13 protein-coding genes are annotated in these 19,779 nt (G+C 43.3%); 4 read left to right on the forward strand and 9 right to left on the reverse strand.

Features of this window, described 5'->3' with window-relative positions; genetic code table 11:
• Window positions 1-5 precede the first annotated feature (5 nt).
• Window positions 6-2,618: an alanine--tRNA ligase gene (alaS, locus tag LKO28_RS04345; RefSeq protein ID WP_227693466.1), complete on the reverse strand. Its 2,613-nt coding sequence runs from the start codon at window positions 2,616-2,618 to the stop codon at window positions 6-8.
• A 185-nt stretch (window positions 2,619-2,803) separates the two neighbouring features.
• Here alaS and LKO28_RS04350 point away from each other — a divergent pair, with 185 nt between their 5' ends.
• From LKO28_RS04350 to LKO28_RS04360, 3 genes are all read left to right on the forward strand, one after another.
• Window positions 2,804-3,655 carry a universal stress protein gene (locus LKO28_RS04350; protein WP_227693467.1) on the forward strand — a complete coding sequence of 284 codons (852 nt, stop codon included), beginning with the start codon at window positions 2,804-2,806 and terminating at the stop codon, window positions 3,653-3,655.
• Between the two features lie 13 nt (window positions 3,656-3,668).
• Window positions 3,669-4,526 carry a universal stress protein gene (locus tag LKO28_RS04355; protein WP_227693468.1) on the forward strand — a complete coding sequence of 286 codons (858 nt, stop codon included), beginning with the start codon at window positions 3,669-3,671 and terminating at the stop codon, window positions 4,524-4,526.
• 150 nt (window positions 4,527-4,676) lie between these two features.
• Entirely contained in the window at window positions 4,677-6,476 is a 1,800-nt protein-coding gene (locus LKO28_RS04360) for a DEAD/DEAH box helicase (RefSeq protein WP_227693469.1), read from the forward strand.
• A gap of 72 nt (window positions 6,477-6,548) precedes the next feature.
• On the opposite strand, the gene LKO28_RS04365 is transcribed toward LKO28_RS04360, so the two are convergent.
• The 6 genes from LKO28_RS04365 to LKO28_RS04390 all read right to left on the reverse strand — a co-directional run bounded on the left by LKO28_RS04365 (window position 6,549) and on the right by LKO28_RS04390 (window position 11,766).
• Window positions 6,549-7,157, reverse strand: coding sequence for an HPP family protein (locus LKO28_RS04365; protein ID WP_227693470.1), 609 nt, complete (start codon window positions 7,155-7,157; stop codon window positions 6,549-6,551).
• A gap of 8 nt (window positions 7,158-7,165) precedes the next feature.
• The gene (gene rlmB, locus LKO28_RS04370) at window positions 7,166-7,939 is read right to left on the reverse strand and encodes a 23S rRNA (guanosine(2251)-2'-O)-methyltransferase RlmB (RefSeq protein ID WP_227693471.1); all 774 of its coding nucleotides are present in this window, start codon (window positions 7,937-7,939) and stop codon (window positions 7,166-7,168) included.
• A gap of 50 nt (window positions 7,940-7,989) precedes the next feature.
• A complete protein-coding gene (locus tag LKO28_RS04375; RefSeq protein ID WP_227693472.1) occupies window positions 7,990-9,792 on the reverse strand; it encodes a DNA polymerase III subunit gamma/tau in 1,803 nt (600 codons plus the stop codon).
• A 127-nt stretch (window positions 9,793-9,919) separates the two neighbouring features.
• Entirely contained in the window at window positions 9,920-10,453 is a 534-nt protein-coding gene (locus LKO28_RS04380) for a DUF1697 domain-containing protein (RefSeq protein WP_227693473.1), read from the reverse strand.
• Between the two features lie 146 nt (window positions 10,454-10,599).
• Window positions 10,600-11,457 carry a DUF1080 domain-containing protein gene (locus LKO28_RS04385; RefSeq protein WP_227693474.1) on the reverse strand — a complete coding sequence of 286 codons (858 nt, stop codon included), beginning with the start codon at window positions 11,455-11,457 and terminating at the stop codon, window positions 10,600-10,602.
• Between the two features lie 129 nt (window positions 11,458-11,586).
• The gene (locus LKO28_RS04390; RefSeq protein ID WP_227693475.1) at window positions 11,587-11,766 is read right to left on the reverse strand and encodes a hypothetical protein; all 180 of its coding nucleotides are present in this window, start codon (window positions 11,764-11,766) and stop codon (window positions 11,587-11,589) included.
• Window positions 11,767-11,937: 171 nt separating this feature from the next.
• On the opposite strand from LKO28_RS04390, the gene LKO28_RS04395 reads away from it, so the two are divergent.
• On the forward strand, window positions 11,938-15,006 hold the full coding sequence (locus LKO28_RS04395; RefSeq protein WP_227693476.1) for a beta-L-arabinofuranosidase domain-containing protein: 3,069 nt from the start codon (window positions 11,938-11,940) through the stop codon (window positions 15,004-15,006).
• Between the two features lie 75 nt (window positions 15,007-15,081).
• On the opposite strand, the gene LKO28_RS04400 is transcribed toward LKO28_RS04395, so the two are convergent.
• Together LKO28_RS04400 and LKO28_RS04405 are read right to left on the reverse strand one after the other, a co-directional pair.
• Entirely contained in the window at window positions 15,082-16,713 is a 1,632-nt protein-coding gene (locus LKO28_RS04400) for a RagB/SusD family nutrient uptake outer membrane protein (RefSeq protein WP_227693477.1), read from the reverse strand.
• A gap of 11 nt (window positions 16,714-16,724) precedes the next feature.
• Window positions 16,725-19,670: a SusC/RagA family TonB-linked outer membrane protein gene (locus tag LKO28_RS04405; RefSeq protein ID WP_227693478.1), complete on the reverse strand. Its 2,946-nt coding sequence runs from the start codon at window positions 19,668-19,670 to the stop codon at window positions 16,725-16,727.
• Between the last annotated feature and the right edge of the window lie 109 nt (window positions 19,671-19,779).

Below are 19,779 nucleotides of genomic sequence, written 5' to 3' on the forward strand. Positions count from 1 at the left end.
TTTTTCTATTCCACGAAATCCTTTGCCCGAGCCACTGCTTTAGGAAGTCCTTCCAGTAGCTTTCCGCCCGCGGTGGCGAAGAAAGGCTGTCCGCCTCCACCACCTTGAATATCCTTTGCTAAATCTTTTACAATCGTCCCTGCATTCCATCCCCGTTCTTTAGCAAGGTTATCTGAAATCATCACGGTTAAACTCGGTTTCCCATCAATATTCGCTCCTAATACAACAAAAGCATTGTCAACAGCACCTTTTAAAGCATAAGCCAATGTCTTTACCGCATCTGCATTCGGCAAATCAACGACCAGCGCTAGGAAATTAACCCCATTTAGTTGTTCAAACTTCTCCTGCACTTCCTTTTTCATCTCCAAGGATTTCTCCCGAATATGGTTCTCGATCGCTTTTTTCAAATCATGGTTCTCACTCAGCACTTTCTCTATCGTGGAGATAAAGTCTTTCGGATTATTCATGAGCTCCCCCATCTTCTCTACCAGTTCGAACTGCTCCCGAATTACGGCTGCCGCTTTGGATCCCGTAATCGCTTCTATGCGTCGCACACCTGCAGCTACGGCCGATTCCGAAATAATTTTGAAAAAACCGATCTGTCCAGTGCGTTGGACATGCGTACCACCACAAAGCTCCTTGGAGAAACTATCATCAAAAGTAATGACCCGTACAAAATCGCCGTATTTTTCACCGAATAATGCTCGAACACCGCCCGCTATGGCGGTCTGATAGGGCACCTGACGCTCCTCTTTTAACGGGATATTCTCCCGGATTTTCGCATTTACGAGGTCCTCTACCTTCTTCAATTCATCAGCAGTAATTTTTGCAAAATGCGAAACATCAAAACGCAGGATATCTGAAGATACCAAAGAGCCCTTTTGGTCTACATGATCACCTAAGACCTCTCTCAGCGCTGCATGCAACAGGTGCGTAGCCGTATGATTGCTTTCCGTGTCCAACCTTTTGCTTTTATCCACTACCGCTGTAAAATCACCTGCCAATACCGGCGGAAGATCTTTGACAAAGTGTACAAAAAGCCCATTTTCCTTTTTCGTATCGGTAATATATACCTTTTCTTTAGCTTCTGAAATAAGCCACCCCGAGTCGCCCACCTGACCTCCGCCTTCCGCGTAAAATGGCGTCGCGGAGAGGATCAGCTGGTATTGCTGCTTCCCTTTAGCCGTCACCTTTCTATATTTTAATATCTGTGCGGTAGCTTCCAGACAATCATACCCTACAAATTCTGTTTCATCCCCTGCGGACACCGTTACCCAATCACCTGTATCGATTGCCGTCGCCGCGCGCGAACGTTCCTTCTGCTGTTGCAATGCGCGCTGGAATCCATCCATATCCACATGCAGACCTTTTTCACGAGCTAATAAACTGGTCAGATCGATAGGGAAACCATAAGTATCAAACAACTCAAACGCGAAATCGCCATCGATGGTCGTATGGTCCGCTATATAATGTTCAAATCGTTGTATACCCGTTGTAAGTGTCCGTAGAAAAGAAACCTCTTCTTCTAACACCACTTTCTGCACAAAACTCTGTTGCTGGATCAGTTCGTCAAACACGCCCTGGAACTGTTCAGCTAACAACGGAACAAGCTCGTTAATAAATGGCGTTTTGAATCCGAGAAATGTGTATGCATAACGCACTGCCCTACGTAGGATACGCCGGATAACATAGCCTGCTTTATTGTTGGAAGGAAGCTGTCCATCAGCTATTGCAAAACTTACCGCCCTTATATGGTCAGATAAAACACGCATAGCGATATCCGTTTTCTCATCGGCACCATATACTACCCCAGCTTTTCCGGCAATAAATTGTATGATCGGCTGAAATACATCCGTATCATAATTAGAAGTCTTCCCTTGGATCGCCCGGACCAACCGCTCAAATCCCATGCCCGTATCTACATGTCGCGCCGGCAGTGATTCCAATTTTCCGCTCCTCAGTCGGTTAAATTGCATAAAAACCAGGTTCCAGATCTCAATCACCTGCGGATCATCCGCATTAACCAGATCCTGTCCTCGTACCACGTCCCGTTCTACCTCAGGACGCATATCATAATGGATTTCCGAACACGGACCACACGGCCCTGTGTCACCCATTTCCCAAAAATTATCCTTTTTGTTGCCCAACAAAATACGGTCTTCCGCCACGTGGTTTTTCCAAAGATCATATGCTTCTGCATCCCGTTCCAATCCCTCCTTTGCATCACCCTCAAAAATAGTCACATACAAACGCTCTTTATCCAGTTTATACACCTCCGTCAGCAACTCCCAAGCCCAATCTATCGCCTCTTTCTTGAAATAGTCACCAAACGACCAATTGCCCAACATTTCAAATAATGTGTGGTGATAGGTATCTATCCCCACCTCTTCCAAATCATTATGCTTACCCGATACGCGCAAACACCGCTGTGTATCTGTTACCCGGGTGTACTTGGGCTGTGATTCTCCTAAAAAAATCTCTTTAAACTGGTTCATCCCCGCGTTAGTGAACATCAAAGTAGGATCATCTTTAACAACAACGGGAGCCGATGGCACGATATGATGGGATCTATTCTCGAAAAAACTTAAAAAAGCTTCGCGTATTTCTTTACTGGTCATGGAATCTTCTATACTCTATTTGAAGCACAAAAATAGTTAAAAATGCTCGCTCTTACAACGTTTGGTATTCCGATACCTTAAGGAGCCATTTTTTAATTCTTAAAACCGCTTATTATTTGTATTTTTATACGGTATAACAAACGCATCTATACGATTTCGATAACACGCATAGATAATTTATTCGGATGAAACTTTTAGTACCAACGGATTTTTCGGCAAATGCATTTTCGGCTGCCCGATATGCTGCAGAACTTGCCCAAGAACATCAATACAGCTTACATATCATTCACTTCTATACGGCGGTTTCGTCGGGCTTCGAAGATGAAGAGCTAGCGGGAGACCGCTATCGGTCTGATTTATTAAAAGCCGACCTCACCATCAAAGAATGGGTGGACGAACTCCAATCGGCTTATCCCGATGTACTCATATCCTATCATAATGAACGGGGTCTTTTGGATGATGCACTCCCAAAAGAAGCTAAACGAGATAATTATGCAGCCATCGTTATGGGTACTCAGGGAGCATCAGCGAACAAAAACATATTCTGGGGAAGCAATACAGCGCTTATCGTCGCGAAATCACCTATCCCTGTTATTGTCATCCCACATGTAGCGCAGATCCCGACAACTATTAAAAAAGTTGGGCTATTGACCAATTTCAAACAGGAAGAACTAGAAACGCTTCAGGAGTTTGTCCATATTTTCAAACAGGAGGTGGACGTTGCGCTTATACACGTATACAAAGAAAACGAACGCGCAACCTCCGTAGACAATCAACTAGACTCTTGGGCTTTTAATGTCACTGAGTTCGCTGCGGTACGCCACACCGACAAGTTGATCGCGCCTACATTAAAAGAAGATAAGGATCAGGATACCATACCCGAGGTCATCAGCAAATTGGTCGACACACACGACATTGATCTCATTTTAATTTCGAAGACGCGAAAAACCTTTTTTGAACGGTTGTTTAAATCGTCGGTCTCGAAAGCTATGACCTTAAAGCTACAAAAGCCGGCTTTTTTTGGAAAAACAATTTAAAAATTCGTATACCATGAACAAAATATTAATACCAGTTGATTTTTCAGAGGACTCTCTTACTGCTATTCAATACGCTTGCCAGCTTATTGCACAAAACGATCGTAAACAAGAGATCGATCTTATTCATGTTTTCACCCATCATTCTAATTCATATGTAAACAGGCAGGTGTTACCTCTGGTAGACCCTCAGGTTCAAATAGCGAAAAAGGACATGGAGCGACTTTTAACGGATATCCGCAAAGAATACCCAGACCTTACATTTAACAGCCTCTTTAAAGAAGGGAACTTGTTCGAGGAAATCAGTAAAGTCACCGCAAGCTTTCCTTATGATGCTGTCGTCATGGGAACAAAAGGCTCCTCTGGATTAGAAGCAATCTTTCTAGGCAGCAACACGTACGATGTTATCTTAAACACAAAAACACCCGTCCTGGGCATCCCACAAAACACACAACGGGTAAAAAAAGATCGGGTGGGGCTACTCTGTAATTTTAAAGAAGGGGAAATCGAAGTGCTTCAACACGCCATCAAATTAGTCGGAAACACCTTTGAGCTTGTCTTGATCTATGTAAACAAGGATGATCGCCGTATCAGCGACGTAGACACACAATTTAAACGCTGGATCGATGAAATCATAAATAGAACCGGCATCCAAAACATATCTTACACCATAAAACCACAAGTGCTTTACAATCGAGCCGCTGAGAACATATCCCATGCCATTTCGAATGTATTGATCGATGAACAAATCGATTTCTTGCTCATTACCCGCAGCCGTAAAAGTATTTTCCGAAGGTTCATCGAAGAAAATATCGTACGAAAAATGGCTTATAACATGACCATACCCACCCTGTTTGCTCCAGTACGAAAGTAAATCACGAAATAAAAATGGCGTCCCTCCCGTGTTGGGCTGCCATTTTTTCGGGCTTTCCGTCCAATAAAAAGAATATAATTTTCTACTTTCAATTATTATTCATAACTTTGCACCGCCTTAGGCAATAGAGCCTATTGTATAATTTATTTCATGAACCCATTTTTAGACTTGGGGATCCGTCATGAAGTTGTTAATGCCATCACTGAGATGGGTTTCGAAACCCCTTCTCCTATTCAGGAAAAAGCCATTCCTGTTTTATTGACTGGCAACGACGATTTTGTCGGATTAGCCCAAACCGGCACCGGGAAGACAGCGGCATTTGGTCTCCCACTTTTAGAGTTAATCGACTTTACTCAAAAGCATCCGCAGGCATTAGTATTATGTCCTACGCGTGAACTCTGCTTACAAATCGCAAAAGATTTAGAGAAATATGCTAAGTACATTGACAATGTACATGTTGTTGCCGTTTACGGTGGCGCAAATATTTCTGACCAATTACGTCAAATTCGTCGTGGCGTACAGATTGTAGTAGCCACTCCTGGACGTATGTTAGACATCATCGGTCGAAACGCAATCGACTTCTCTAACGTGAAGTACGTTGTTTTAGACGAAGCAGATGAGATGTTAAACATGGGATTTCAAGAGGACATCAACAATATCCTTTCAGAAACTCCAGACACTAAAAAAACATGGTTGTTTTCTGCAACTATGCCAAAAGAGGTACGTCGTATAGCACAAAACTACATGACAAACCCTCATGAACTTACCGTTGGTACGAAAAATACCGGTAATGCAAACATTGAGCACCATTATTATGTCGTTAAGGCTAGAGACAAATATGCAGCGTTCAAGCGTATCGTAGACTTTTATCCCGAGATTTTCGGTATTGTCTTCTGCCGGACAAAAATTGAAACGCAAGAAATTGCCGAAGCATTAGTACGCGATGGTTATAATGCAGATTCCCTACATGGTGATTTATCTCAACAACAACGGGATAAAGTAATGAAACGTTACCGTGACCGCAGTTTGCAGTTATTAATCGCAACAGATGTAGCTGCACGTGGTATCGACGTAAACGATGTAACCCACGTAATTAACTTCTCCCTACCAGACGAAGTTGAAAATTACACGCACCGTTCAGGCCGTACAGCTCGCGCAGGTAAGACTGGTGTTTCCCTTTCCTTAATCAACGGTAAAGAATTAGGAAAAATACGTCGTATCGAAAAAATCATAGGGAAGTCCTTTGAGAAGAAACTAGTACCTCAAGCTTCCGAAGTCGTTGAAAAACAACTTCTTGCTATGACCGAAAAAATACGCAACGTAGATATCAACGAAGAGCGGATCGAACCTTATCTTCCAAGTATTATGGAAAGCATGCAAGATCTGTCTAAAGAAGACATCATCAAGCGTTTCGCATCGTTAGAATTTACCCGCTTTTTGGATTATTACCAGAATGCACCCGATCTGAATGTAGACGCTCGTGAAAGAGACAGTGATCGCGGAGAACGTGGTGAGCGTAGAGATCGCGGAAGCAGAACAGCTTCCAACGGATACACACGTTTATTCATCAACTTAGGTTCTGTAGACGAATTTTCACGCGGCGACATGCTCGGCCTTATTTGCGATGCTGCAAATATATCCGGAAAATCTGTAGGTAAAATCGATATGAAAGGCGTATTTACTTTCTTCGAAGTACAGGATGCAGAGGTTAAAAAAGTATTTGATGGATTCCAGGGTACAGAGTACAATGGTCGTGCGGTTCGCGTAGAAGTATCTGGCGACGAAAACGGCGGTGGTCGTTCTAGAGGCGGCGACGGCGGCAGACGTCGGGAAAGAAAAGGCGGCTCAGGCGGCTCTTTTAGAGGAGACCGAAGAGATTCTGGAGGTTTCCGTGGAGAACGCTCTGGAGAACGTGCTGGAAGACGTCAGACTTCTCGTTCAAGATATTAATTACAACGATTAATCTAATAAAAGAGGCCGGATTTTCAATATGAAAATCCGGCCTCTTCGTTTTCTAAGAATCTACCGTCTCCCGCTCCGTCGCCGAGCTTTTAAATGTTGCCTACGCGAACGGCGCAACCGTGAGTGTTTAACCGGATAATGACGTTTGGAAGTAATATTATTAAATATCAGTGCGGTGAGGAGCAAAATCAGCGTACCAGATAAAACAGGACTTAAAACGTACCAATATCCCAAAGAGGCAATTTTAGTATTACCTGCAACAGCGATCAATGCCGTCGCACCACCCGGTGGATGTAGCGTACGGGTCATCTGCATAAAAACAATCGATGAAGCCACGGCCAATGGAGCCGTCAACCAGATTATATCCGGCAATAGGCAAGCAACCGTGACTCCAACTAATGCCGATACCACATGTCCTCCCACGAGATTCCGGGGTTGCGCTAGCGGACTCTGTATCGAACCATATACCAGCACTGAAGATGCGCCAAACGAACCGATCAGGAAAACATTCTCCAACACCGGTAGATGTAGCGACTGCATAAAGGCTATAATAAAAATGCCGACGAAAGCGCCGACAAAAGACCAAATATGTTCACGAGGATCAACGAGTGTTTCTCGATAAAAGACATATCGATATACCCGAAGTTGTCTAGAAATTTGTTTTTTCAATTAGGGAATTATTGATGACGTTGTCGTATAGCTTCATAAATCACAATACCTGCGGAAACCGAAACGTTGAGCGATTTAATTTCGCCAAACATGGGTATTTTCGCCAATTTGTCAGAAACACGGATCAAATCGTCAGACACACCGACATCTTCCGCTCCCAGAACAATACAGGTAGGAACAGTGTAATCCACATCGTATACAGAATCCGTAGTTTTCTCGGTACTCACCACCATTTGTACACCCGATTCGATTAAGAAACGTGCTGTGCGGCCTAAAGCATCTTCCCGACATACGGGAATTTTATACAAAGCACCAGCAGACGTTTTAATGGCATCAGGATTAATTTCCGCAGAACCTTTTCTCGGTACAATGATTGCATGGATTCCTGCGCACTCTGCTGTACGGGCTATTGCTCCCATATTACGTACATCGGTAACACCATCCAGCATCAGCAAAAGAGGTATTTCCCCCTTTTCGTAGATCATCGGCAACAAATCTTCAATACGCTGATACGTAATCGGCGAAATTACGGCAATAACCCCTTGATGATTTTTTCGAGTAATGCGATTTAACTTCTCGATGGGCACCTGCTGATAGCCAACATTGTGTTCCTTCAATAAGGATTTCAATTCCAGAAAGAGACTACCACTCAACCCGCGTTGTACAAACAACGATTCGATCTCCTTACCGCTATCTATCGCTTCAATAACCGCACGTATACCAAACACCATTTGGTTTGATTCGCGCTTTTCTCCTCTTTCCCTAGATTGGAAGTTTCGCATGTTTTAAAATTAGAAATTACTCGGGCAAAGATAGCAAAAGAATGGGGCATTTAACTCAGTCCGAGATTAAATGCTTTACGAAGTGTCTCGAGCGCAGGGTTCTTCGAAACCATAGCTTGGTATTTTTCTATAGAGGTATAGGGCTTCCTTACCTTGGTTACCTCTACTTGTACACCTGTGATGTCGAGCGAAAAGTTTTGCAGCTCCACACGCAGGTAATTTAAGATATCTATTTTACCTAGCTTAAGCTCGTCCATTTGCACCGCATTCTCTACATCCACCTCGATCATTACCCCGCTTAAACGGGGTGGGTTTGCGGTCATGATGGTATACAACGTAATCCGATTCGTCGTTTTCAGACGATCTGCAAAAGCATTCCACTTCGCTATAAATGCATTGAACGTAACTTCTTGAAAGGTATTCCCCTGAACGAGATCATGTTCCCCTGCCTCCTCTTCCGCTTTATCTTCAAAGATAGTATTTAAGTTGGGTACATTCAGGGAGGTAGAAATCTTACCCCACCCTTTTTTTAACGGCGCACGCTCCGAACTTACGGGATCGCTTTCTGTCACATGTTTCGGTGCAGCGACAGAGACCGGTTCCACAACCGGTCGTCGGGGTGCAGTAGTTACAGACTGTAGTGTAGGCGCGCTGCTCTCTATAGTGGCAGAACGGTCTATTACGACATCAGGGCGTTTTTTTTTTACCTCTGCGGGAGCAGCAGTGGCTGTCAAGCTTCCTTGCTGACTCAATGAAATAGCCGTTGCAATATGACACATTTTGAGCAAAGCAAGCTCCACCTGGAGACGTTGATTTTTACTGCTCTTATAATTTATTTCGCATTGATTGGCGATATTGAGCACAGAAAGCAGTATCCCCGAACTCAACGCTTGCGATTGTTCTAGATATTTTCGTTTAATATTTTCACTGACTTCCAGCAACTTCAGTGTTGCAGGTTCTTTTGCTACCAATAAATTTCGCGTATGCGTCGCTAAACCACTGATAAAATGACCACCCTCAAAACCATTATTCAACACCTTATCAAAAATTAACAATGCTTGTGCGGCATCCTCCTTCGCAACACAGTCCATGAGTTGAAAATAGTAATCATAATCCAATATATTCAGATTATCGATAACCGTCTGATAGGTAATATTCTTATTCGAAAAGCTAACAATCTGATCAAACATGGACAATGCATCCCGAAGTCCACCATCGGCCTTTTGAGCGATCACGTGTAATCCGTCCGATTCGTAAGCAATATCTTCCTTTTGTGCGATGGAAGCTAGGTGATTCGCCATATCCTCCACTTTGATCCGGTTGAAATCAAATATCTGGCAACGCGAAAGGATGGTTGGAAGAATTTTATGCTTCTCTGTAGTCGCTAGAATAAAAATAGCATATGATGGCGGTTCTTCCAATGTTTTCAGAAAAGCATTGAACGCTGCTTGTGAGAGCATGTGCACCTCATCAATGATATAAATCTTATATTTCCCGGCCTGCGGTGGGATACGAACCTGCTCAATCAAACTCCGGATATCGTCTACCGAATTATTAGAGGCAGCATCAAGCTCGTGAATACTAAAAGAAATTCCCTGCTGAAAAGACTTACAGCTCTCACAAGTACCACAAGCTTCTACTTGATCTAAGATCTGCTCACAATTTATTGTTTTCGCTAAAATACGTGCGCAGGTTGTCTTACCGACTCCCCGCGGTCCGCAAAACAAAAAGGCCTGTGCCAGTTGATTATTGTGGATCGCATTTTTAAGTGTGCCGGTAATATGCTGTTGACCTACAACCGAGTCGAAGGTCGCCGGGCGATATTTTCGTGCTGAAACAATAAAATTATCCATTGCACGAAGATAAGGATTTTAAGAAGTAAAATCCACAAAATAGCTTCATTTCCTTTCTAAGAATAAGGCTAGTTACCAGATAGGAACAACGGATCTACTAACAAAATCAGCAGAATAACGATTACACCTACATTTTCTTGATGATTTTTTCTATGGTATTTAGATTTCGAGAGGTAAAGGTATCTTTTAATTTTTTTCTACCGAGTATGTTTCCAAATTCGGAACCAAGTGTATTTCCTTTTGGGACTTTCCAGTAAAAATTATCATTGACGATCGTCGCCTCCTCCCCTTCCGCCTGTTTCGATTTTTCGTATTCCGATAGCAACGTGTCTTCAACACCGTCGATACCGACAAACCCATAGATATGGTAATCCGGATGGGTTCCAAATGGATTGTTGGCAACAATCTTCTCTATCTCTTTTTGATTCTTAACAAACAAAAAAGCCTCATATTTAAAATATTCCGACATTGCTTTTTCCAAGTCATTTTTCAATTCAGCTTCTTTTTTATGCGACGAGAACAGGATGTTTCCGGATGCTAGAACCGAGGAAACCTGTTCCATCCCCACTTTCTCGAAGACAGCGCAAACCTCTGCCATCTTCATATTCGTTCCTTTTACATTCACGCCTCGGAGAAAAGCGCAGTACCTAGCATTCTTCATATTCTGCTTTTTCTTTAATCAATTAAAACAGGTCTTTATCAGCATAAAACGCCCGATCACCTTCTATACGGGACAGATAAATATAAGAAAGCCTTGCCAGCGATGAGTCGAATGCGTCTCTTTATATCTCTCTTTAATTTATGGCTCTAATTTTTCTGCCCTGATTGAGTCTTCGGACTAAGATCTAATAATTTTACTGTTCGAAATTGCACGGGCTGCCCCTCACTTTGCAGTGCAATAAAACCATTGTTTAGTAATTTACCGTCGATTTTTTCTGCTGGATCGTAACCATTGACCACGGGGCCACCGATTTGGGGTTTCGAATATTGCAACACCGTGTCGCCATTGATCACATGTTTGATTAAAGAATCCCCAAGAACGATTAGCTCTGCCGTAACCCATTGATCACCATCGTATGTTTTGGACGTAGAATTAATACAATGCTCTTCAGACAGTTTTCCGTTGTACACGACATGTGTACCCGGAGAACACATATTTCCTGTGGGTCTTTCTTTCCCATCACTCAACCCTCCCAGAAACTGCATCTCAATAGATATGGGCCAATCTTGATCCTTGAGCATCTTCCGTGGGTCTTGAGAATGGAACATCACACCACTATTCCGTAAGGTGTAACTTGGTGCTCCTTTGTGCAACTCTCCCACAAAACGATATTCGACCACCAAATGGTAATGGGAAAAAGGCTTTTTATAATAGAGATGACCAAACTGCTCGTTGAAATCGTCGTATTGATCATAACTCACTTTTAGAATACCACTATCTACTCGAAAGGTTTCTCCATAATTTACGTCAATTTCATGACCATTTATTTTTACAAACCAGTCTTCTAAGTCTTTTCCATTAAACAGTTCTATCCACCCCTCATCATTTTCTTGTGTCTTAGAACCCTGACAAGCCTGGGTAAGAAAACCTAGACAGATCAGTATAATTATGGTAGAATATCTCATGATTTCATTTGTAATCACCGCTAACATTGACTTTTTCATATGGCGTTTCATTTTGTATACTATAACTGGATTTCACTAAAACTTTGTTTCTACCTTACTCTTCTTTTTTCATTTCTGGATCGTAATCGGCATTTCGGCATGCACATAATATTTGCCGCCGGCGTATTTCTACACCGCATTTGTTGGCACTTCTGCTTGGATCGTTATCCCTTTGACCATATTATCCGATAGTCCGCTGTTGGCATCAATCCGTCTAAAAATATAATCTTCTTGAGCTACGAGCATCGTGCTGATAACTATCATTATCACGAGCAACACCGACTTACACCAAACAAGTATCCTTTTCACTATTTAATTAGGTTTAATACACTCTTCTCGCAAATGTATAAATAACATTTTAACAATTCGATGGAATATAACGTTAATATCTTGTGATCATTAGCTAAAATAGACGTAGCAAAATCGAAGTCCTCTTACTAGCTTTATAAAAAAGAATTTTCATCCCATAAAATGATTTCTATGAATGTATCAGTTATCAACGTGCTTACCCCACTCCTACTTTTCACGAGTGTATTAATCGGAGGAATAAGCACGGCAAAGGCACAAGGTGGTGACCAAATTTTAGACGGTATCGGCGAAACCGACATGGTTGCGCGTTACGTACTCGACGGAAATATCAGAGACTGGTCCCGAAACAATCTCCATGCTACCGTTCCCGGCAGTGAAGCGACATTTGTTAACGATGACCGGTTTGGAAAAGTATTATCACTCTCCGGCAAAAAAGACAACTATCTTAGTCTGCCAGCCGAAGTAATAGCCGATTTGGAATCTCTAAGTATATCGGGGTGGATATACTTACGCTCCGACAAGCCCGGACAACACCTTTTTGATTTCGGCCAAAACAGCGATCAGCGTGTTTTTACAGCAACCCGTGGAACAGCCGAACAAAGCAATTTGCAAACGGACATGACCACACCAAACAACAAAAACAACCGCATCACTTCTCCGGCCTTACCCACCAATAAATGGACACACTTGATTATCGTCATAGACGCTCCATCCAAAACGATGACCACTTATATGGACGGTAAACACGCTGGAGAGGTTAAAGCCATCCCTTCCCTAGCAGAAATATTTAAGACACCATCGATCAACACCAATCAGTTATATATCGGAAAGTCCCTGCCGTCTAACGACGTTTACCTCGACGCGTTGCTCCATGATCTCCGCATTTATCGTGTCCCTTTAACCCGTGTTCAAGTGGCCGGAATCTACAACAATTCTTGGGGCGTCGCCAACGAAGTTTCCGTGAACACCCGGGAGTCGAAGGATGATCTCCCGCAATTCCCCGTCACCCAGGCACAACTATACAACACCTATTTAACCAAAGTTTCGGATATCGAAGTCGAAACGGAAGTAGGACATCTTCCGCGACTACCCGCTTTTGTGGAAGGTGTTTACAAAGATGCAATCGCTGGGCCTAAAGTACGTGTTTTATGGCCATCTCCTATTGATAACAGTGCCGTTGTAACAGCCGGTCGTTATACCATTACCGGCCGTGTGCCCGGGACAGATTTGCGACCGCAAGCAACAGTAATAATAAAAGGATACCATCCCGCAGAAACTCCCCACAGCACCCTGATTCCCTTCGACCTAAATCAGGTGTCCCTACAACGTGATACGCATAACGAAGCAACCAAATTCATCGAGAATCGTGATAAATTTATCCATACCTTGGCCCAGACCGATCCCAATTCCTTTCTTTATATGTTTCGCAATGCCTTCGGCCAACCCCAACCTACGGGAGCAAAACCTTTAGGCGTTTGGGATAGCCAAGATACAAAACTAAGAGGACACGCAACAGGACACTACCTCACAGCTATCGCCCAAGCCTACGCTAGTACAGGATACGATAAAACCTTACAAGCTAACTTCGCTCAAAAAATGGAATATATGGTCAACACACTGTATACACTCTCCCATTTATCCGGTAAACCAATCGAACAGGGAGGCAAATACGTGTCCGACCCTACCGCCGTTCCACCGGGAGAAGGAAAAGCACATTATGATTCTGATCTCAGCGAAAACGGCATCCGTACGGACTATTGGAATTGGGGAGTAGGTTTCATCAGCGCTTATCCTCCCGATCAGTTTATTATGTTAGAAAACGGTGCAACCTATGGTGGGCAGAACAACCAGGTATGGGCGCCCTATTATACCCTACATAAGATCTTAGCAGGTTTAATCGACATCTATGAAGTTAGTGGGAACCAAAAGGCCCTAGACATTGCTATCGGTATGAGTGATTGGGTGCACGCCCGTTTAAATCAATTGCCTGAAGAAAAACTGATTAAAATATGGAATACGTATATCGCCGGAGAATTTGGCGGAATGAACGAGACCATGGCACATATGTACCGTATCACTAAGCAACCAAAGTATCTTGACGCCGCAAAACTATTTGATAATATCGATATGTTTTTCGGTAATGCCGACCGGACACATGGGTTGGCGAAAAATGTGGATACCTTTCGAGGACTACACGCTAATCAACACATACCGCAAGTCGTGGGGAGCATTGCCATGTACCACGCGTCAGACATGCCCGAATACTATAAAGTCGCGGATAACTTTTGGTATAAGGCGGTTCAAGACTATATGTACAGTATTGGAGGCGTTGCGGGAGCCAGAAATCCGGCAAATGCGGAGTGTTTCACCAGCCAGCCAGCCACACTATACGAAAATGGATTTTCTACCGGCGGGCAAAACGAAACATGCGCGACTTACAATATGTTAAAATTAACCAGCAACCTGTTCCTTTTCGACCAGCGGGCCGAACTCATGGATTACTATGAGCGGGCGCTATACAATCATATTTTGGCTTCCGTCGCAGAAGATAGCCCAGCCAATACCTATCACGTACCACTTCTACCTGGCTCCATAAAACAATTCGGGAACCCGAATATGACCGGATTTACCTGTTGTAACGGAACGGCGATAGAAAGTAGCACCAAGCTTCAAAGTAATATCTATTTAAAAAGTAAAGATAACAAGGCGCTTTTTGTCAACCTCTATATCCCCTCTACCTTGAAATGGGAAGAACGTCAAATCACGGTAGAGCAAACAACCCGCTTTCCTAAAGAAGATCACACCAAACTTACCATTAGCGGGAATGGGCAATTTGATCTTCATGTCCGGGTACCACATTGGGCTACGAAAGGTTTTATCGTGAGGATCAACGGAATCGACCAACAAGTAGACAATACACCGAGCAGCTACCTCAAACTAAGCCGCAATTGGAAAGATGGGGATGTCGTTGAATTAAAAATGCCCTTTCAATTCCATTTGGATCCCGTTATGGATCAACAGAATATAGCCAGTTTGTTTTACGGGCCGATTTTGTTAGCTGCACAAGAAACCGAGGCGAGAAAAGAGTGGCGCAAAGTGACACTGGATGCCAGCGATATCAGTAAATCGATACACGGAGATCCACATAAACTACAATTTACCATTGACGGCGTTATGTTTAAACCCTTCTATGATACTTATGGACGTCATTCTGTTTACTTGGATATTACTTTAAACTAGTCCTCAAAAAAGAAAAACAAAAAGGCCATCGCATTTTGCGATGGCCTTTTTGTTTCTCAACAGTGTTCATGAACACTATTCTTCGTATCCCGGATTTTGATCCAGATTCGGATTCTTATTAATCTCATCATTTGGAATAGGAAACAACGTACGCGTCTGTGCTTTCGCATGTGGCCTATGGTTGAACCAGGATTTAGTTTGAAATACCCCAAAACGAATAATATCTTGTCTACGATGTGCTTCGCCCGTAAACTCCCATCCCAATTCATCTAAAAAACGACCAAATGGAATATCCGCCCCGCCATTCGTCCCATTGACCGTTCCATCCTTTTCTTGCCAGCCGTAATTGTATGCACTACCTTTTAACAAATCTACCCCATTTACCGTTGCCTTCTCCGGTGTCGTTTTAAATGCACGCTCCCTAACGTCTGAAACCAAGACAGCGGCTTCATGCTCCCTTCCGGTTCGTAACAGTGCTTCCGCTTTCATCATTAAAACATCCGCATAGCGAAACATGGGGTAATCATTATCTAAATTATTCGTAGCCCCATTTTTTATGGCATATTTACCCAATCTAAAACCAGCGTTATCGGCTGCGATTGTACCGTCTCCACCGATCCCCGGAACATCCTGTTGATAGGTAATTACAAGTTCTCCAGTGCTAGCATGATACTGCGGACCTTGCAACCAACTATCATAAAGACGCTGATCGTCTACGTCGTACGTATCTATAAATTGTGGAACTGCACAGTTGCCTCCCCAAGGACCGGCCGCCATATTATATACCAAGCGGCTAAGAGGCGAGAGTGTCTTCATATGCAACTGGTTTCCATGCCCATATACCTCATCGTAGGGAACGGAAAAAATAATTTCCGGAGACTCATGGTTCGTAGGCGAAAAAACATTTTTATAGTCGGAATCCAGACGAAATGCACCCGACTGAATGATGTCATCTGTTTGTACGATAACATTTGCCCATTGTGCTTCCCCCGTATACACCTGCGCATTGAGATATATTTTTGCTAGCAAGGCCTTTGCCGCCCATACGTTCATTCGTGCATACATGGGCGCTACCTCTTCAGACAGTGACGGAATCACCTCTGTCAGTTCATTGACCACAAAATCATACAATTGTTTACGTGTCTTCTGTTCCGGTAGCTCAACATCCCGATAATCGGTGACAATCGGCACATTTCCGTGATTATCCAACAACAAGTAATAAGCCAATGCACGAGCCGCTCGTAATTCGGCGATAGCTGTCGCCGCCACATCTTCCGGAAGAGGAAGTGTTCCATCCTCAATCTGCATCATGACCATATTTGCTTTTGTAATACTAGAATAGGCCTGTTGCCAGGTATTGTAGGGTTGCCATTGAATAGTTGTCCAATTATGTTGATGCATCCTACGATAGGTTCCCGCATCGTCCCATCCGTTGGGTCGTACGGGTGTGATAATATGATCAGCTGATTCTTCTTGCAGATCGAAATATCCTTGCCAACCAAACATTAAAGATCGAAAGGAAGCATATACCGGAGCCACAATAGAAGGTAAATCCCGTTCTGTTGGCTCAAAGTTTTTTGCTAGAACCTCTGAAAACACCTCCTCTTCGAGGTTGGTGCAACCCGTAAAAAGTAAGCAACCGCACATGCTCATCCCGGCAAGCATCCGAGCAAATTTACGAGGCATAGATTTATATGTCTTTTTCATGATATACGTTTTTAAAATGTAACATTCAATCCCAGGGTAAAGCTTCGCGTGGTCGGATACCGATCCCGGTGTTCTATTCCGGGCGCAAACGTAAAGTCCCCCTGGTAACTAGTGGCCTCCGGATCCAGACCTTTATAACCCGTTATCGTCATCAGATTAAAACCGGAGGCATAAACCCGCAGATTTTGTATACCTTTAATTGCTTTTGCAGGAAATGTATAGCCTAATGTCACGTTATCGAGCTTTAAAAAATCAGCATCTTCAATATAATGGGATACATAAACTAAATCGTTCGTCAACGTTTCTCCATACACGGGATCATACGCCGTCTTTAACACGTTATAAGCTTTGTTAATCGGATTTTCATAATACAACCTGGTCATATTGAGCACTTGATGACCAAAAGAGCCGCGAAAACTAAAACTAAAGTCTATATTCTTATAATTGAAGCTGTTATTCCATCCGAGATTAACATCCGGTATCCCATTCCCATAATATTGTCGGTCATCCTGCGAAGATTCACCAATAGGTATGACTTCACCCGCGTTATTTTCAACGAGCCATTTACCATTTTCGTCCACACCAACCGTTTTTAACACGTAAAAATCTCCAACGGAACGCCCTACTTCTACCCGATGTGTAGAGGTCTGTATGGGTTCTCCCGTATAACCCGCATCAAAAAACGGAACCGTCACATTAAATTGATCATTCGAAAGGTTAATTAATTCATTCTTATTCGTTGCTACCGTAAAACCAGTCTTCCATTTAAAATCACCATTCCGGAAAGCGTCTACATGGACGAGCGCTTCGAAACCACGGTTACGCATCTCACCCGCATTCAACATCATACTGGAATAGAGATAGGGCGGAGAGGGTACATTGAATTGATAGAGCAAATCTTTTACGTCACGGTTGTAATAATCTAGTGATCCATGAACTCTATTATCGAATACACTGAAATCGAGTCCGACATTGTATTCATGCTTTCTCTCCCACCGCAAATCAGGATTAAAGTTTCGTGTCGGTACAAAACCGGGAACCCATTTACCATTGATGTAGGCACCTTGTGTTCGTTCAAAATTGTAACTAGTCTGAGACATATACGCAGCAGACGCTATCGTACCTGTTACCCCAAACCCGGCTCTCAGTTTCAACTGGTTGATAGGCTTTACACCAGCCATAAAGTCTTCCTTTGCGATATCCCATCCGACAGAAATCGCTGGGAAATTCCCCCACTTATAATTTTCGCCAAAGGTAGATGATCCTTCCCGTCGGATACTCGCCATGGCCATATACTTCTCCTTATAGTTATAAGCTACCCGGGCAAAAAAACCGGCTAGCTTTCTATTTTCCTTGTAGCTCGTCATTTCTGCTAGCCCGCGCTGAATAGCGGTCCCAGCCTCGAGTTTATTGTAGGTATAATCGTCCGTAGGAAAATCATAATTGTAAGCGTAAAACTGTTCATAGGTATTGTCCTGCCAACTATACCCCACTAACGCATCGAGCTTATGATCCGAAAAAGTCTTGGTATAATTTGCCGTAAGTTCCATGAGGTTATCCACTGACGATCGGGTATCACGTGACGCTGTCCCGTTCATATTATTTTTGGTCGTATTTACATGGTCAAAACTCGTTGCGTTTCCAAATAGATCGTTGCTCTGTACACGAGCGGCTAACATTTTCAAACTTAAACCGTCAATAGGTCTGTAATCCAAAGACCCACTCAATCGTGTTTCCCGGAACACCCGGTCGGCAATCGACTCATGGATCATACCCAATGGATTATCATAAAAGTAAGCATCGCGCTCCTGCCACTTGCCACTATCATTGTATATACGATCAGTCGGATTACGGATAATTGCCTGTCTCCACATATAGGGAGACGAGCCACCGTTATTACTTTTTTCATTTCGACTGATGAGCTGTACATTCGTTTTCAGCTTGCCCTCGAACATATCGTGATTCAAATTTGTCCGAACATTTAGGCGCTCTTGTGCACTATTTAAAAATATGCCCTCCCAATCCCGATAATTAACAGACCCCGTAAAATTAGTACGTGAATTTCCTCCAAAAAGGGTTACATTATGATTATGACTTAGTGGGCTACGGGTTACTTCATCGATCCAATTGGTTTCGCTTCCCAGATCTTCATAAGGAACGCCCGTGGCAATCAGCCGCCGGTAATCACTTGCCTCCATCATTTCCGGCTTGCGAAACAACGTCTGCATATTCGTATACCCGTTGTATTCAATGGTCGTCCGATTTTCCGTAGCCGTATTACGCCGGGTTGTCACCAGAATAACCCCCGCCGTAGCCCGCGTTCCATAAATAGCGGCAGCCGATCCGTCTTTAAGCACATCAATTGACTCAATATCCTCCGGGGATACGGTATTTAGATCACCAGGCACCCCATCAACGATCACTAAAGGATTTTGCGACCCATTAATAGAATTTAAACCTCTGAGATTAATCTGAGAAGACTCTCCGGGATCTCCGCTTGGCGTGCTAATCCGCAATCCAGCGACTTTTCCTTGGATCAACTGTCCAGCATCTTTTACAGCACCTTTCGTAAAGTCCTCCGATTTCACGCTCGCGATAGAGCTGGTAATTTCACCTTTCCGTTGTGTACCGTAACCTACAACGACCACTTCATCTAACGCTTCTGAAGCATGTTGTAACACTACTGTAAATACAGTTTGTCCCGTTAACATCATGCGAAATGGCATGTAACCTACGGACGTAACCCGAAGGGTATTTCCTGTTTCATAGGAGAGCGAGAAAGTACCATCGGTCTGCGAGGAGACCTGTTGATCTTGGCCTTCTAGGGATAACGTAGCCCCCGTTATCGGATTGCCACCGGAATCGACAACCTTCCCACTTAAACTCAACCGCTGTTGAGCTTGGGCAAAAAGACTAACATTCCACAGCAATAAAAGCAGTATAGTGACTCTTTTCATAACTATATGTTATTAATTTAAGGGTGTATAATAACATTAAAGTTACGATCGAATAACGCTCGATTATACCTCTATTTTACCTAAAGTTAACCGAATTTTAACATCCATA

This window comes from Sphingobacterium sp. FBM7-1 (genome assembly GCF_020687765.1).
Classification (GTDB): Bacteria; Bacteroidota; Bacteroidia; order Sphingobacteriales; family Sphingobacteriaceae; genus Sphingobacterium.